The 16,902-nt window shown below is 47.1% G+C and carries 12 protein-coding genes and 1 pseudogene; 5 read left to right on the top strand and 8 right to left on the bottom strand.

Annotated elements, in window-relative coordinates:
- Positions 1-169: 169 nt before the first annotated feature.
- A complete protein-coding gene (locus BLT98_RS03675) occupies positions 170-814 on the bottom strand; it encodes a hypothetical protein (protein ID WP_139179028.1) in 645 nt (214 codons plus the stop codon).
- 390 nt (positions 815-1,204) lie between these two features.
- Here BLT98_RS03675 and BLT98_RS03670 point away from each other — a divergent pair, with 390 nt between their 5' ends.
- Together BLT98_RS03670 and BLT98_RS03665 are read left to right on the top strand one after the other, a co-directional pair.
- Positions 1,205-2,443: a Shedu immune nuclease family protein gene (locus tag BLT98_RS03670; RefSeq protein ID WP_092605329.1), complete on the top strand. Its 1,239-nt coding sequence runs from the start codon at positions 1,205-1,207 to the stop codon at positions 2,441-2,443.
- 444 nt (positions 2,444-2,887) lie between these two features.
- Positions 2,888-3,793, top strand: coding sequence for a DUF4238 domain-containing protein (locus BLT98_RS03665; protein WP_092605327.1), 906 nt, complete (start codon positions 2,888-2,890; stop codon positions 3,791-3,793).
- Positions 3,794-4,243: 450 nt separating this feature from the next.
- Here the strand turns inward: BLT98_RS03665 and BLT98_RS03660 are convergent, their stop codons facing one another.
- Both BLT98_RS03660 and BLT98_RS29420 read right to left on the bottom strand, forming a co-directional pair.
- Positions 4,244-4,735 (bottom strand): helix-turn-helix transcriptional regulator, encoded by a 492-nt coding sequence (locus tag BLT98_RS03660; RefSeq protein ID WP_092605325.1) that lies wholly within the window; start codon positions 4,733-4,735, stop codon positions 4,244-4,246.
- Positions 4,736-4,807: 72 nt separating this feature from the next.
- Positions 4,808-5,009, bottom strand: a pseudogene (locus tag BLT98_RS29420) (transposase); the annotation flags it as partial.
- Positions 5,010-5,146: 137 nt separating this feature from the next.
- Between BLT98_RS29420 and BLT98_RS03655 the strand changes: the two are divergent.
- Entirely contained in the window at positions 5,147-7,951 is a 2,805-nt protein-coding gene (locus BLT98_RS03655) for a metallophosphoesterase family protein (RefSeq protein WP_092605323.1), read from the top strand.
- A gap of 728 nt (positions 7,952-8,679) precedes the next feature.
- On the opposite strand, the gene BLT98_RS03650 is transcribed toward BLT98_RS03655, so the two are convergent.
- The 4 genes from BLT98_RS03650 to BLT98_RS28605 are packed head-to-tail and all read right to left on the bottom strand — an operon-like array spanning position 8,680 to position 14,987.
- The gene (locus BLT98_RS03650) at positions 8,680-10,152 is read right to left on the bottom strand and encodes a site-specific integrase (protein WP_092605321.1); all 1,473 of its coding nucleotides are present in this window, start codon (positions 10,150-10,152) and stop codon (positions 8,680-8,682) included.
- The gene (locus BLT98_RS28615; RefSeq protein ID WP_139179025.1) at positions 10,139-10,648 is read right to left on the bottom strand and encodes a hypothetical protein; all 510 of its coding nucleotides are present in this window, start codon (positions 10,646-10,648) and stop codon (positions 10,139-10,141) included. Before BLT98_RS28615 ends, BLT98_RS03650 begins: the two co-directional genes overlap by 14 nt.
- Before the next feature lie 15 nt (positions 10,649-10,663).
- Positions 10,664-12,883: a hypothetical protein gene (locus tag BLT98_RS28610; RefSeq protein ID WP_139179022.1), complete on the bottom strand. Its 2,220-nt coding sequence runs from the start codon at positions 12,881-12,883 to the stop codon at positions 10,664-10,666.
- A complete protein-coding gene (locus BLT98_RS28605; RefSeq protein WP_170846276.1) occupies positions 12,873-14,987 on the bottom strand; it encodes a hypothetical protein in 2,115 nt (704 codons plus the stop codon). The genes BLT98_RS28610 and BLT98_RS28605 overlap by 11 nt, the downstream gene beginning before the upstream one ends.
- 135 nt (positions 14,988-15,122) lie before the next feature.
- Here BLT98_RS28605 and BLT98_RS03640 point away from each other — a divergent pair, with 135 nt between their 5' ends.
- A complete protein-coding gene (locus tag BLT98_RS03640; protein WP_092605317.1) occupies positions 15,123-15,371 on the top strand; it encodes a ComEC/Rec2 family competence protein in 249 nt (82 codons plus the stop codon).
- 44 nt (positions 15,372-15,415) lie between these two features.
- Positions 15,416-15,937 carry a GNAT family N-acetyltransferase gene (locus BLT98_RS03635; protein ID WP_070254206.1) on the top strand — a complete coding sequence of 174 codons (522 nt, stop codon included), beginning with the start codon at positions 15,416-15,418 and terminating at the stop codon, positions 15,935-15,937.
- A gap of 3 nt (positions 15,938-15,940) precedes the next feature.
- Here BLT98_RS03635 and BLT98_RS03630 read toward each other — a convergent pair whose 3' ends face one another.
- The gene (locus BLT98_RS03630; protein ID WP_034784406.1) at positions 15,941-16,864 is read right to left on the bottom strand and encodes a LysR family transcriptional regulator; all 924 of its coding nucleotides are present in this window, start codon (positions 16,862-16,864) and stop codon (positions 15,941-15,943) included.
- Between the last annotated feature and the right edge of the window lie 38 nt (positions 16,865-16,902).

Here is a 16,902-nt window from a genome sequence, read left to right as displayed (position 1 = left end):
TTCCCGCTTTCCTGGTTCATATAGGCAGGGCACCCGACAGTGCGCAACTGCTCGGCGTTGTGCTTACCTGATGCAGGCTTTGACAGCCGCGACAACTCAGTGCACAAGCGCTCAGCGTCCATCAAGGCGTGTAGGCGCGTCGGGACATGTGTCGGCAATAGCACTCGATTCACCTAGACGCGCAGGTTCTGGCATTGCCAGCGGCCCGTGCGAACCGCAGGGCTTGTTCGGTCTGACTGACTTCGAAGCGCTCAATTAGCGTCAACACCGCCTTTGACGCCACGCCCAGCACGGCAGTGCGTCCAGTTTCGAGCACCAGCAATTCTCCTGAGGTGAAGCTGCCTCCGAAGTTTTGGTGCACCTCTACCAAGTAGATGCAAGTACTGGCATGCACGACGCGGTAACGGATAGTCGTTCTCGTTGCTGGATCAAAGCTCACGAGCCACTCGCCCTCCTTACGCGCCTGCGCTGCGGGGTACGCGGAGGAATCTAGGCATCCCTTATCAGATTTGTCGAGTGAAATAGCCTGAACAAGCCGGTCGCCGTTAGGCGAGCTTGTCAGCAGTGCGATACATGCCGGCGGCATGGTGTGTTGTTGCGCTGCGCCGCCAAATCCGGCGTTACCGTGCGCCGCCTCTAGCTGCACGGAGCCACACCCGACAATCCAAAACGGAACCATCACCCAGCCCCATCGAAACAGCGCAGTCAGCATTCGAGTCCCCCCGTGCATTGCCATTGCCTTATAGATAATATAAAGCTTCTCAGCGTTTCTTGGTGGCGTCAAGTTAAGTTGAGTTTTTTTGCCAAAAAACAACTATTCTTGTGAGGTGGGATGGTCGTTAGGGGAACTATCGTGGATAACTTGCTCAATGCATGCCTTAGGCGGTTGGGCCGGTTCAAATTCCGAGGCGGCTGGGCCGGCGATGCCCTACACACCGGGATGCTAATGTGGGGTTTGGAAAAGAATTCCTTTGGTTCAATGCTGATTCATGTTACTTGCAAAAAACTTGGCTGCTGCAGGCGAAGGTGAGAGTTGTAGTCGATGGTAACTACCAATGTGAAACAGTATCGCCTTTCGATCGAGCAAAATGCTACCCTGCACAACGTCGACTGACACGGCCGCAAAAGGACCTTTTTTCGTGTGAACGATATTCTTATCGTATGGTTTGCCGAGCGCAGACCATCGCTCACCTAACGGATTGATATGGCAAAAGTTTCTGTTGAATTTGAAGCTTTGGGTGAAGAGCTACATTTGATTTATCGTCCAAGAGATGATGATTCTTGGGTGCACAGGAAGTTCAACCGTCAAGAAGAGCTCATCATCAAGGGCACGTATCATTTGACCAGATCAAACTTTGCCCAAATCTATCTGGATGAGCTTGAAGCGAGGTCAGAGGTCGAAGGTGATGAACTATCTTGGATGTATGACAACGAAATGCGATTTACCGTAGCAACTGCAGCCGACGGTTATTTCGTATTTTATCCCGATATACTACGTGTTGGGGTACCCATATTGATAGCGCGCGATGCCGAGCCAACTTGGAAATGGTTCAGTACTGAAGCGAAGACCTCCATCCTGAGTGTCGCAGCAAAGCTAATGCCCAGTCGCATCGTAATCGGGGGAGATGCTCCGGATGCTATTCCTGTCACTGAGTATGAACGGCTCGTCCATCAATTCCCGACTGGTTATGAACTGAAGCGTTACGTTGTCGCAAGAGTTAGTGCAGTGCTTCGTCAGTACACCGATGCGTCAGTGGACGGCGAACTGATGCTTCGCCGATATTTAACGAAGCGTATAAAGACCAAGCCAGCGAGTTACATTCAACTATTTCGTGAGGCGGAAGTCGCTAAGTTTGAATTCTTATACTCGAGATTAAAGGAAATGCTTAGTTCTGAAGACGGTTATACGGAGTATGTTTGGCAAGAGCAAATACTAGACGTTGTGCGGCTGTTAAACGCAAAATACATCGCGGCATTTAAATCTGTACCACTCAAAGACGTGGGAAATACGACCGATAAGCAATTGGATATTTTGCTTGTGGATGCGGCGGGTAACGTAGATGTCATTGAGATCAAACAACCATTTAGAAAATGCGTGATGACGGAGTCGCTTTATAGAGGGAATCATATTCCGCTTCGGGAGCTCACGGGTTCAATAATGCAGATCGAGAAATATATTTTCCATCTTTGTCGTTGGGGAACTGTTGGCGAAACCTATTTAACTAACAAATATGCTGACAGGCTACCGGTAGGATTGCAGATAAAGATTACGAATCCATGCGGTATCATTATTATGGGACGAGATCATGAAATGACTGATGTGCAGCGGCGCGATTTTGAGGTTTTTCGTCGACAAAACAAGAATATCATTGACATCATAACGTACGATGATCTACTGCGACGATTACAGGTTGTGATTCAACAATTCAAAGCAGGTCGTTAGCTCGAGAGCGAATACTCATGGACAGAAGCCATTCAGGGTAACCTGTGTGATGAAATCTGAGGCAGTACACATCATCGATGTCTTCAGGATTAAAGTTGGGAACACGGCCTCTGTGCCTCTCTCACTTCAGCATGCGTTAAGTAATCATATTACTGTCGCCGATTATTCTCATAAGTCGCCGCCACTCGTTTTCATTGATCACCGCCGGTACTTAGCAAGTGCTGCAACCATGACCTACCTAGAAAGGACGTGGCACAATGTCTAATCACGTGCGCTTCCAGCATATTGAAATTATGCTCAGTGAATCACCATCTTGGACTTCAGTTTAGGGAGTCACTGATTAAGTCGACTTTTCGCCGAAACGTCGTATGTAAGTCTTTGATTTTTAACGTGACGAATTTTCGAAAATTGAATTAACCAGCGTTTCCTTAGGGGTTTCACGAAATGTTTCCACACAATGGGTCAATTAATCATCACTATATTCCACAGTTCTACCTGAAGGGCTTCTGTCGTGACGACGGTACATTCGATGTGTACGACAAGAGCATTGGAAAATTCAAAAAAGCACCACAGACTCCTGCAATTGTATTCTTTGAACCTAAGCGAAATAACATCAAGTACCGGGGAAAAACAACAGATATCATTGAGCAACAATTTTCACGTCTGGAGGCATCCCTATCTGATTTGTTCAAGTTAATTCGAAATGGAACCTCAATGACAACTTTGCTCAGTCCAGATGGCATTCTCTTGCTTAAATTTCACATGGCGCTTCAGTTTTGGCGGCTGCCTCGATTTGATCAATTTTCGGATCAATTTCTGAAATCGCGCACTATCGAGCAAGTCGCACAGATGTGCACAATCACTGTTCCGCCGTTACCTGCTAGTGAAATCCATAAGCTTCTGCAAAGTGATGAGGGGTACCGGAAATTTGCGAGGGCATTTTTTCTTCCACTAACCACATTTGATTTAAACCGACCGATCCCAGACCACATGGAGTGGAAAGTCCTCGAGGCGGTACCTGAAAGTGGCTGGTCTAATCACCTATGCACAGATACTCCGTTCATCTTTGCCCAACCAGGAGACTTCATGACATTCTCAGCGCCATTTATCTTCCCGTTGACGAACACTAGGCTCCTCGTTGGAGGACACCGCGCGCGCGATTTCGGCTCCCAAGACTCCATTATTTCGGCGAAGATTTCGATCCTCTCCTTTCTGCAGGCAAATCGATATGTAGTTGCGTCGAACAAGGACTATTTGACCAAGGTGATTGCGCTAGCCGCGAACTATGAGGGTTTGCCCGGAATTCTCCGTCTTCAAGACGACATCCTAGGTGGGCTCGAATGCACTTAAGATGTTTTCTATGCGTGGAAGTTGTACGCAAACGATTACTCAAGGAAAATGCGCCGAGGGGGGAGCGTTCATGCGATTGTCGACGCGAAGTGACAGGCTCGCTCGGGACTTGGCAGAGTAATCTGAGCAGAGACAAAAATGAGGTGGCGACGAATTATACGATCAGCTAATGGCGATCGGAACGCTGAGCCTCCAGCAACCAATCTGAGTTGACCAACATCAGATGTCTCCCTTTATCCAATAATCGCGGGAACCTGGCTGTGAATTGTGAGTACCGGTGGTGGTGCTTTATACGATTTGGTGACGGTGAGTTATGAGAATGGGTGGGTGGGGCGGCAATGAGGAAACTCAGTTTGCAGTTCGCTCGCCTGCGATTCAGGGGGGCACGTACACGGATCGTCAAAGCTCGCTAGACTAAGCATGCTGCTATGAAAATCCGAGCAGCAACAGCTACAGCCAGAGATCGCTGCGTACACTTTCTAGTTGACGGGCCAACTGGCCGACGTTTGCCCAAATGCGGGTCGGCGAAACGGACTCCAAATACGCAGTTTCCTCTACCGCCATTACAATTACCTGCAAGGGAGTTTCGTCAAGGAAGTGTAGTAAGTTTGACTTATGCTTTGCCGGTACCTGTCCAGTAGCCAACGCTTGCTGCAGCTGGTCGATAGTTAACTCCCCCCTGTAGCTGATGCTGGTGTTTTTCGCCGCCATCCACAAGCCGCTTTTTTTCTCCCTAGCCATAATTGACGGCGGGGAAAAACTGAGTCCGAGTACCCCCAATAGATTAACCAACCGTCCGAAACTCAAGTCGGCAATTGTTCCAGCCTCAAGTTGCTGCACTGTCTGGCGCGAGAGACCAGCTAACTTCGCTAGGCGTAGCTGGGTTAGTCCAACTGCCAGGCGACGAACGCGGATTGCTTTCCCGACTTCATAAATTTTCATGCGTTAGACTTCGACGGATATATAAAATATTTTACATTCATTTTAGGCGCCTACGCTCATCTAATGTCATGCATGCAGATGCCTCCAGAAACTGACGCCACTGCCACTGCCAAATTCATGGGGCGGATACTCCCAAGGCTAGCCGGTCTAGAGGGCGAACAGGATGCCGGTCAAAGCACCGCGGTCGTCAAAGCGAGGACGTCCTCCCTTGGGAGAAGGTTGATAAAGGCTGGATCCGTGGCCATAGTGCATCAGGAACAAGTGCTTTGGCTATTTTTACTTGTGGCAACATGCTATGCTGTACTGCTAAGTTTAACCGTTGTTCCTAGTCTAATTGCACATCCTCCAGAATATTGTGCAGTTAGGGTTCTAACTGCATAATTTTTTCGCAAAAACACAAGAAAATTAAAGATGAACAGAAAAATTAATTGGTTGCACCTTTCAGATTTTCATTTTGGTAAAAGTTTATATGAGCAGAAATTTTCTGCGCAGAAACTGATTGAGCATATTGAACAGAAAAAAAGTGCTGGAATTTTTCCTGATTTTGTTTTTATTACTGGAGATATTGCAAATTCTGGGCGGTTGGATGAATATGATTTATTTAATAGTTTAATAGTCAAGAAGCTTTTGGAAATTTTTGGAAATGAATTTATTGATCGAATTATTACGGTGCCAGGTAATCATGACTTAGACCGCGAAATCAATCCGGGCTTTAGTAAAGAGAAATTTTTGAGGGATGATGCTGGAGCATTTTATCCAACGGTGGAATCCCTTAGAAAAAGAAAAATGCTGGCAGATCGTTTTGAAAATTATATTTTTGGCGTAGGTAACGATAATTTGGTTAATTTCGGAAGCGAAGTAGGTGGTTATGTACAGGAATTTTTAATAGATGACGTAGAGATTAGTGTTGTCGGAATAAATACTGCTTGGCTTTGTGATGGTGAGGGCGATTTCGGAAATATTACACCTGGGCTACAAATCCTACGTGATAATTTAGCGAAAACAAAAAATTCTTCAATAAAAATCGTTCTTGGACATCATCCTCTTTCGTGGTTTCACGAACGTGTAATTCAACCGATAGAAGTCATATTTGGCGAACATAATGTCATTTACCTTCATGGCCATATGCATAAATCCTGGGCTAAGCCAGCGTTAAGCGCAACAGGAGATTTTATTTGTATACAGAGTGGTGCTGCTTGGCAAGCACCTGAGGGAAGTAAGTGGAAAAATGGTTTTCTCTGGGCGGAATTATCAGACGACCGAAAAAATATTGATTTGGAACCCTTTACATGGAGTTTTAGCAATCAATGTTGGACATTAAGCGGAGAAACATTTCATGAAAATAATCGTATTGGTGGGATATGGCGATTTTTAGCTCCTACGAATAAAATAAAGGTTGATTATACTCCTAGAAAGAGAGTTGATCCACCAACAGGCTGGATAGTAAAAAGTCTCGATGAATTAGAGAAATGTAGAATATTTCTTGATAAAGATCAAGCATTGCGCTATTTCGACGGCGCCGCGCCCACTTGGAATACAGTTCTTTCTGAGTCTATACCTCGCCGAGACATTGTTTCGAAAATAACTAATAATTTCTCATCGATTAGCGCTGATCCGATAGTTTCTGCTGTAGTCGGTGCTGGATGTGAGGGGAAAACTACAGCTTTATTTCAGGCATGCTTAGAAATTCTGCAAATTGATCAGGAGAAAAAGGCACTTATTAGAACTAACCATGTTCGCCCATTTTCCGTAATTGATTTATTGCCTATTTTAAAAACCCATCACAGCTGGTTAATGGTGATCGATGAGGCCGACCAGTCTGCAAAAGAAATACTCCGGTTTATCGATAACGGTTTCGATGGCTACGATGGCCAAATTAGCTTTATATTGGCCAGTCGTGATTCGGATTGGTTTTCTTCTGGAGCAAGCGTACTGGCATGGGATTACACCGCAAAGTATAAAGAAATAATCCTAAAGGATTTAAGCACTCGTGATGCGGAATTTATTGTTGACGCGTGGGCTGCCTATGGGGAAGATGGACTTGGTGCCGAATTATCGGCGTTAGATGAGACAAAACGTGTCGACAAACTTAAATATTACGCAAAGAAGGAGGCGAAGGGTAATTATGGAGCTTTCTTTGGCGCACTTCTTGTCGCACGTCACGGAAATGATTTGCTTGACCACGCTGAAAAAATGCTTGCTAGACTTGAGGGGCACAACTTAAATGATGATCAAAGTTTGATGGATGCATTAGGCTATATCGCTGCAATGCATTCTGAGGGCTTTGATAAGCTTAGTTTTGCGACTTTAGCTGGAGTTTTAAACCTTCCAATCTCCAAAATGGTAGCAAAGGTCATCCGCCCACTTGGCAGGGAAGCTGCAGCCGCGACAACGGCTAATTTTATTTTTACGCGCCATAAATATATTGCAGACGCAATTGTGGAAGTGCTGGAAAGTCGTTTTAATAAAGATGTTGCTCGATATTTTATTGAATTGGCCTTGTCTGAGCAACGAAGATCAGAGACTGAGCAAGTTCTAAATAAAAATTTTTGGTTTTTTGAACTCTCAGAAGGTCTTTTTAAATCAGGTAAAACCGGCTTGGCTATCGATGTGGCAAGAAATTTATACGAGAACGAAGAGGGTAATTTTCATTTATTGACAAAACTCGCATCTTTGTATCGGCGCGAAAATAATGCAGCGGAGTCAATAAGGCTATTCCGAGAATCATCATATTATCCGGCTCATCGTGGTTTTTATTTTGAATGGGGCGTCTGCGAAGGTAAGGAAAGGAACTTTTCTGAGAACGCTTTGCTAATAGCATATGCAATGAGCGATGATATCGAGAAGACCGCAATCAGTCTGGAATCGTGCTGCAAAATGCTTAATGCATTATCGCAATGTTACAATCAACTCTATAATCGTTATGTCGATCCAATATTCGAACAAGCATCGCATGCCGCCAGTTCACTGCTTTCTATTTTTGAAACTAAAATACCAATAAAAGAGAGATCTGGCTATAATACGACTGATTTTTTGAAACTGGTAGGAAGAAAGAGAGCGACACTTTTTAAAAGTAATGATGCAATTAAGAAAATAAAAGATGCTACTAGTCGGTTGAAAAATTATGGTATAAGTGATAATGTATTGTCATCGCTCAATATGTCTTTCGAAGATTATTCAGGCGTCGAGCGACTCGCTCAGAATATTCAAGGATGAAAATTTCGCTATATTTCTGGGTAATTTTTTGAGGTTTATATAGCCGTGTCTAAATTTTTCTAATTATTAATTTCTCTATGAAATTCACATCATCTTTGATGTATCATATTTTTAGTGATTGTCAATAATATTTAACTTGTTGATGCGTCGCGTTAATGAGTAACAATAATTGTGGATTTTACAGTATCCTAGCAACCGAAATTTCGACCGGGATTCGCATTGATACTGCGGAATATCTAGTTGAAATTTCTAGTAAAGCGGAATTTGCATTTGAAGAATTTACGCTTTCTGCTTGCAAGCGTCATTAAACAAAATTTTTTATTATTTTTTTTATAATGCTCTCATTGTGCTAGCCGGGTTAGATGGTTGTGAGGTGGGAGGATTTTTTTACACCCATCTCTATTAACCATCTTTCTTCTAACGACATCTAGTGCACCATATGCCGCTATCCCGCTTGGGCAGCGGGGGGTAACTGGAACGTTAGAGGGGGCGGAGCTCATAACGGACTGCTGCGGTTTGATTTGATACGTGCGTCTCAAACTGGCTCGCAACTGATGCGACACCATGGTGCTGGTGCCAGTGCCGAGTTGGTCGATTGCGCGAAGCATCGCATCAGGCTTATTTGCACATATGCTGGTGGCATCGATGCGTTGCTTTGGGAAGGAGTGGCGATCAGCATAGAGGGCCGCGATGGGCGCTAGGCAACGGCAATGGCTACTTACATTGCGTTACGACTTTAGATGGGCTGTTCGTAACTCCATTCGAATTTTCTCAAGGAAATCTCGTGCAGACTGTAACCCAATGTTTGTTTTTAGCTGCGATTGGCTAAGGGTTCCGATCAATGAGATTATGCCCGTCATAGCGCTATCAATGGCGGCATCTATTGAGTTTGCAGCATCAACCTTTCTGCCATGGCCAAGCTCATCCCAAGCCATATCCAGATAATGTAACAAGCTGGTCTCGCTACCGTGCCCGGTAGTAGTTGCAACTTTCTTAAGGATTGTTCGGTAGTCGATATCTGTCATCATCTGTTGCGTCCGGCCGCTTGCTCCTAAGTATGCTTCGAGATGTAAAGCAACCTGTTTCGTTATATATCTATGACGGAACATCGACATACAGCTTTGGACGTCCGTCAATCCCGCAGCGGTTGATATCCTCCTGAATTCGCAACCCATAGTTCTTTCGGATAGCGGCCGACCATTGGCGCCAATGAATACCCGGTCGTCTGGAAAGCTCACTATTCCTTTCTTGCTCAGTTCAGAAATGAGGGATGCACGATGCTTTTTTATGAAGACTGTAAGCCGCATTGCTACCCCCGGTTGCAGTTTGATTTTTCGCTGTATTTCACGACGGCGCTTCAGCGTGTCTAAAACCAATTCCTGTGCTTTGTAGCAGTTCTCGTTTGCGAGGACGCTTAGTCTAGCCAATTCGCCGGGCCTGGCGCCTGTTGCTTCGAGTAACTCTAACAGGAGCTCGCGTCTTTGTTTTAAATAATGGCTGAGAAAGTTACCCAGTCGGGCGTCATGACTGTGTCCGACCACAAAGGATTTTGATTTTGTTAGTTCGCCAACTCCTTCCCATAGCCGGTTACGCTTCTCTCGTGAAATCGGACGTTTCGGCTCTTTAGAATCTTTTGGAGGTAACCTCCCGTAGACTAGACGCACCGTCGACTTATTGCTATATGGATCAAAAGTTTTGCGCTCGGCAAGCCGTATCCGGTACCCGGCTCCAGGGCCTATCAGTTTCTGGTTTATTAAAAACTCCTTTTGTAGCCAAGAGAGAAAGGTCACTACTGTTGAGATGATGGCTCGCACCGTGTTGTTATCCCTGGCACGTACCAAGGGTGCAGTTTTTTTTCGTTCTTCCATCAGATTTTTGATAAGGATGAATATGTCGTCATCGTCGAGTTCCCAAAAATCGCGCTTAAGCATCCAGCAATGCCTAATCAAATGGGTTAGCTTCGACGCGATAGCACGTAGGCTACCGCCGTCTTCGCGAACGGACGCACCATCGCGATACTGCTCAATCAAGTAGTTCTCCACAAGGCTGCAGGGGGTGCCGTCTGGCCAAGAAATGGCAAAAGCGACTGGAAGAACAAGCTCTCTGGCGGTAAAGACCGCTGAAACGGGGCTATATGCCGATTCATGAGTCGCGTCTACGTCACGCAGAAGTGTGAATAGCTGTTTGTCAGGGCGCATCATCGTCCGTTCGGCTTGCGATTGAAAGAGTTTTTAAAGAGAAGGCAGCGAGATGTCTGTTCAAAAAAATCGCGAGATCTTGATCAGATTCTGCTGATATCCGCATCCTTCTAATTAGGGCAGCATAAGAAGTCTGGAGTCGTAGACGATAGCGTCGCTCAATTGCAAGCGACTCCTCTAGTCGAGCGATAGCTGTCTTTAACTGCTCTGTTGCTGAGAGTGGTTTTTCCGAAGAGGGTGCGGAACCTTCTATTGCATGTAAATATGACTGCCTCATCTCGTCCAACTTCTCCCATCCACCACTCTCAATGGCAACATCAGCCTGGTTTTTTAGCGTGTTAAGAGACATCGGTTCAATGCCTAAATTCGGTAAACTAAGCCTCGCTAACTTACCTTGGGACCTACAAGCGTGCCTTAAGGATGCCGGAATTGATTTTTCTCCTCTAAGCGCCTTTTCTAGTAACGCAAAGCGAGCTAATGTGCTATCGCGTGTATTCATTTACCTAATTCCTAATCAAATTGGTGTGATGCGGAAGCCGATTTCGGTACGAAGGCCGCCATCGGGATTCTTTATTGAGTATGGTAAGATCTCAAATTCGCCAGTGGAAAACTGGATTTCTAACCAAGCTCTAAGCGTCTCGTCGTCTACTAAGGAAACGTCGCCGACTGAGAAATGCGTGCATACTTCTTGATGCAACGCGTCAATATTTTTCAATTTTTCGCTAGTCGAACACCTGTCATAGTCACGTAAAATCTGGCTGGCATATTCCGCCTCAATAGCGGGGAGCTCGTCGCCAGGAAAATTTGCTTGAATATAGGTATAAAGGTGCTCTGGGTTATTATGCCCTGCGATCCACCTTGCGGCATCAAGGTTCGAGTAGCGGTACATCCAAAAAAAAGTAATAAGAAAGCTCTTCCGCATTTCATGAATTCTTAGATACCAGCGACGCCCAGTAGCGTCAGGTGGTAGCGCTACATGGTCACAAAAGGCGTCCAGTATTCCGTTAAGTTGATGCGTTGATAACGTTCCATCCACTTCAGCTTCATATCGTCCAAATGATGGAAGTGTGAGCAAGCTATCTAGGATCCAAGGGTCCTCTACGTTTAAAATGTTCTTAAGTTCATCTGTGAGTACTTTGAGCAGTTGAAGTGCCGTTGCAGCCACAGTGGGTATTGGGCGCGCGTCTTTTGGCCACACGTCACCTACGTTTTTCTTTCGCATGTCTTGAGATAACCAATATCCATCTCCGTCGACAAACAGCAGACAATCACGTTTTAACGCCCGGAATTCCGACTCGCGGATCGGCTTCATCGTTGCCACGACTATTGTTATTGCTCCAACAAGAATCATTAAAGCATCTAGTAAGGAAGGGTTATCTCTCAGCTTCGAAAATGCTTTGTTTCCGTTTAGGTGTACATGGCATCCCCATCCCTCAAGCTTCAGTGCTCGAAGGGATTCCGGTATTTCTAGGCTCTGTACAAACTTGTCGCGAGCTGCGGCTAGGCTCCGGGCTGCTGTGACATAATCTGCTTTTGTAGGGGCCTCTTTGTCGGGTTCTGGCCCTGATATAAGTAATCCTCTGGCATGCAACTCGCGGTATGCGTAAAGAAATGTGGTAACTAGATCCTTACCGTACACGTGTATCCATTGAAGGGCTTGAGTCGTGTAGGCTAGTGCTATGTCAAGTGGAATCCACGGAGTACGACTTGACACTACGCTTACTTCTATTATCACCCGCCGCAATTTCTTTGGATTAAAGTGAATTGGGTGCGGGCAAAAATTAGGTAAATTACGGTGCAATGAAACTATGTGTTTGATATCATCATAATATTTTTGTAGGGTTTTCTCTTTTGTTCCACTATCACGCATCTCGTTTGATGAGAGATCGCGCTGTGATTTGTGTTCTCGTCTTGAAGAGGTTAGGATGGTTTGATCGTCTCTCAACTCGTCACTAATTGAAAATTGATTGAGAAATGCCCTCCAGCGTTGTCCGCCTCTTACGAACTTGACATCTACTCCTAAAAGCCTAGCGATCGTGGACTTTTTAATGGTAAAAGTCCGCTCCGTGCGCATTACACGCTCCATTTCTCCATGCGATGAGAACCAATCGCGCACCGATTTACGGTCGTCAAAATTTATGGATAGCGGATTCGCGAGTTCATCCAATGAAGGATCGCGTCCGAGCACGAAAGGGAAGACAGTTCTCATAAATTGTTCAGGGTATCGAAGAGCGAAAGCGGTGCCGCCTTCCCCTAATTGAGTAAATAAGTCGACAAAATGATTGTGCTCGAGCTTAGAGAAGAGGTATTGTCTTGGATTGAGTATGTCGCTGTGGAGGTAGCACCACCGAATCAAAAAATTAAGGCTCCAAAGAAAATTTTTATAGGTCGATAGAGTGTCGGGGCCCCGAGGAAGTTCTCGAGCCAAAAACGCCAGACGTTGAAGTCCGTGCAAAGCTTCCTGATTTATCTTGTCCGTTAGTTCAGTTCCATCGTAGAGTTTGGTGGCCCAGTTATACTCGTAGAAGCCCTTAATTTCACCGCTGAAATCTCTAGTTTCGTTACCTTTACTTATTCTCCAGACTTTAGAGTGTACATCGCATAGTAGCCAGCTTGATTGATAACTTCCTTTGTACGTTATTGATGCACGGTTCGCCTCGTCTAGCAACACGAGCGCCTGGGCTTGTTCTAAAGGCGTAAATTCTACTGGAAAGATCTTGAAATTATTTAACATTTCTTAATAACCTTTCCCATTTTTCGAGATTTTTTGGAGATCCTGCAATTGCGAGTGCCTCTTGATGACACGCGACATATTCGGGATTTTTATCTTTTGGTAATCTCATTTGCAATAGATCGGTAAGCGAAATAAAGTGCCTGGGGGATAGCCCTGTGACTGGATCGACCTTGTCCAAAAAGTCGGCTGGAAAAGGGGAATTCTGCAGAGCTGTTTGATATGAGTACAAAGCAGTTAGTGCGGCCTTGCCTATGGAAACGTGCAGTTGACTATTGGGGTTGGCATACATCTTAGGCACCTTCGACTTTCCATCATTGGTTACAAATCCAAATTTTTCATGTAGAAGTTGAGCTAGCGGAGCTTCAGTAGGTCCATGTAGTCGAAGCATGTCTACTAAAAATGCATGTAGATCAGCTGTGTTCGCGAAATCGCTTACATCGAGGAGAAACTGCGTGTCTGCCGCTGCGACCACAATTAGCAGGTTCTGAAATCGTCGAACGATTCGCGTGTTCCAGGAGTCGAGGAGCGCCTTCGGTATGTAGTGCTGAAGTGCAACTCTCTCCGTGTTTCCAAGTTTTTTCGAAACTGCGCGTAAACTCTTTGTTCTGAACCATTCTAGTACACCCTCTGTTGCCCGAATTTTCTTAAAGCTGATCGTTCCTTTCCCTAGTCCGATTTTGACAAGCTCTGGGAACAAATTTCCAATCCATATATAGTCGGGTGACCGCGTACTTTGAACGTGATTCGGCTTATCTCCAGACCCGCTAAGATAAGCGGTCGCAAACACGGGACTGGGAACACTGACTACGGTTTTACCATACGGCAGGAAAAGTAGATGCGCTTTGGGGTCGTTGCTCTTAATTAATTTATTCCGCAGATCTTTGTTGCATTCAATTAATGTTGAAATTATATCGAGTGCAATTGGATCGAGTATTTCTTCTTTCATTGCCTTAGCTCGAGGTTTTTCAACTGTGTACGTTTTTTCGTCGTCTCTAAAATCGAGATATGATTTCCCATGCCGATTTTCTATTTTTGCCTGAATAATTGATCCTGGTGTCCACGATGGTTGTAGGAGAATAAGTAGCGCCGTCAGCATTGATACATCAAAATGACTGATTCTTCCTAACCACCACCATAATGCTTGACGGTGTGACCATCCAGACGTTTCATAGAATGCGGCTGGTCCACCGTTGTTTTCTGCCCACGAGCTAATTACACCATTCGATGACACCAACGGCCAGTTTCTAACCCCACCCAAGACCGCGCGTAATTTGTCATCAGATGGCGGATATCCATTAAATTTATATTGTATGACTGTTAGATAGTTGGCAAGCTGGATGCGTCCGTTGTTGGGATTGAGTAAGTTGTTTTTGCTAGATTTGCTTGTGGCTAAATCTATTTTCTGGGTCAATTGCTCCCAGTTAACTGATGCTCTAAGTTCTATGCCGAAGTTTAGATTTTCCTTTAATGTTTTCCAATATTCCGTCAGTGATTTCTTTAGTGTGTTTCGTCGCAGCGTAAGTGAGTCTCGGACTTCATCAAGATATTCAGCATCGGTTCTAGATAGGGATATAGAATATAATAGTTTATCCATCCGTGTATCTGCAGTAACCACGACAGGATTTGATTTTCCAAGTAGTTTATTTTGATATGGTGAAATATCGAGCGACGCCATATTTTCTCTTACTATTGGCAGAATAACTGAAATCGGCATTATTCCAGACTCGGCTAAGATTAAGAAAAAGCTGCGGGTCATCTGCCAGTCGGCGATGGACCGTGTTTTCAGACTAGCTGTTCTATCCTTGCGAGTGAGAACGTGTCGGTGAACATCCAAAACAAGTTTTTGCCAGTCGTCTTCGGTTGTAGGAAGTTCTGTTATACCGAGAAAAATAAAAGTTTCGCCAAGTGAGCGTAGTTTGAGGAGATGGGTCTTAATTGTGGCTGGCCTCTTTAGGCGAATGCCGTCTAGGATTGGTAACAACAGCTGATCAAGGTCTCTTCCAAGGATAAGGAGGGGTGTTAGGTCCGATCGAAAATCCTCCCCGAAATCGCCAGAAAAAACAGCTTTCAGTGAGTTGTCACTCTGTTCTATTCTCAAGCCCAAGTTGTCACCTGCAATGAAGTTGTCAGAGAAAAAGTATCAGGTTGTTGCATGTCAGGCAAGCAAATCCGACTAGCTGTTCGTCGGATGGACCGTACTACAGTTGCACAAAAATATACGATTGACAGGATATGGTGTATGGAAAACAAGCCCACCTCGTCGACGCCGGCGTTCCTGAACGCCGTCCATCCGACCCTGGCGATTTTCCAGGTGGGACACAGGAACCGTTATAAGCATCCGAAGGCGCAGGTGTATGCGCGCTATGGGGACATGGGGATTGCGCGGCTGCGCACGGATGTGGAAGGAGCGGTGGTGCTGGCGTTTGGCGATGGTATCGGCGTGACCTTGTATCGGGCAAGCCGGCCGCGTTACTGGCATGGGCGCTAGCGCTTTCATGCTACGCTCCCGCAACATCGTCCCGGGAGTCCAGATTGCGCCATTCCAGCCATCCTTATCTTGTCAGCACGGCCCAGGCCGCCGACATCGACTCCATCACAGCCTTGCTGCAAGCCAATTCCCCCTCGCAGGGCGGCAGTCTGACGGGCGAGTTTTCACGCGACAAGGTGGCCAGCATGGCGGATGGCGCGTCGCCCGTCATCGTGGCGCGGCGCGCAGCGGACGGACCTGTCGTTGGCGTGTTGTTCAGCGCGGCGCCAGCCGCTGCGCAGGCGCCCGTGGTATTGGCCATGCTGGCCGCGTATGCGGGCAGTGGCAACGCCTATGTGTACGGCCCCGTCTGCATTGCGGACTCGGAGCGTGGGCAGGGTTTGCTGGCGCTGCTGTACTCTGCCATGCGCGAGCAGCATGCGGGCAAGGAAGCAGTGCTGTTCATCCGGCGCGACAATCCAGGCTCGCTGCGCGCGCATGAACGGCTGGGCATGTATGAGGTGGCCGCTTTTGACTTCGATGGCGCGCAGTTTGCCGTGTATAGCGATGCTATCGTCGGGAAATAGTCCTTAAATTACACGTTCATCCGGTATTTCCAGCCCCCGCTGTCGCACATACTCCAGAAACAGCCGCGCCCCCTTGGCCATGCGCGAGGTGCCATACACGGCGTGGATGCTGGGGTCCAGCTCCTTCGACGACGTGAGACGGTAGGCCGTGCAGACCCGCCGCAAGGTGCCAGCTGCCACGGCCGGTTCCGCCAGCCAGCTGGCCAGACGCACGATGCCGGCGCCTTCCAGTGCCGCCTGGAAGGTGGCGATGCCGGAGGTGAAGCGGAAACGCGGTTGCACCTGGTAGCGCACGTTGCGCTCGCTGGAAACGAAATGCCAGTCGCGCAGGATGCGGGGGGCCGAGTGCATGATGATGTCGTGGCCGGCCAGTTCCTCCGGTTCTCCGGGCGCGCCCATGCGCTCTATATAGTCGGGCGAGGCATACATGTAACGGCGGTAATTCCACAAGGGGTAGCCGATCAGCTCGCTCGACTGGGGAAAGGCGCCGCGGATGGCGAAGTCCAGCTTTTCCTGGATGGGGTCGATCGATTTGTCCGAGAAATGGATGTCCACCGACACATTCGGGTAGTCGCGCGAAAATTGCGCCACCACTTTCGGCAAGAACCCCAGCGACAGGATTTCCGGTGCCGAGAGGCGCACCCAGCCTTGCGGCGAGTTGCTCAATTCCGCCAATTGGTCTTCCGCTTCGGCTTGCGTTTCCAGCAAGTGCTTGGCCGACGCGTAATACGTTTCGCCGGCCGTCGTCAGGGTGAACTGCTTTTGCGTGCGCAGGATCAGCTCGGCGCCGATGGCGTCTTCGAGGAACTGGATGGCGCGCGTGACGGCCGACGGCGAGCGTCCCAGCATGCGCGCCGCGTGGATGAAGCTGCGCTTTTCGACCACGGTGCAGAAGGCGCGGATCTCCCACATCAGTTTCATCGACATCGTGCGGCTCCCGGCAAAAGAGGCCAGTAGACCGCATG

Source organism: Janthinobacterium sp. YR213, from assembly GCF_900099875.1.
Lineage (GTDB): Bacteria > Pseudomonadota > Gammaproteobacteria > Burkholderiales > Burkholderiaceae_D > Janthinobacterium > Janthinobacterium lividum.
This window is presented reverse-complemented; position numbering and strand designations above follow the sequence as displayed.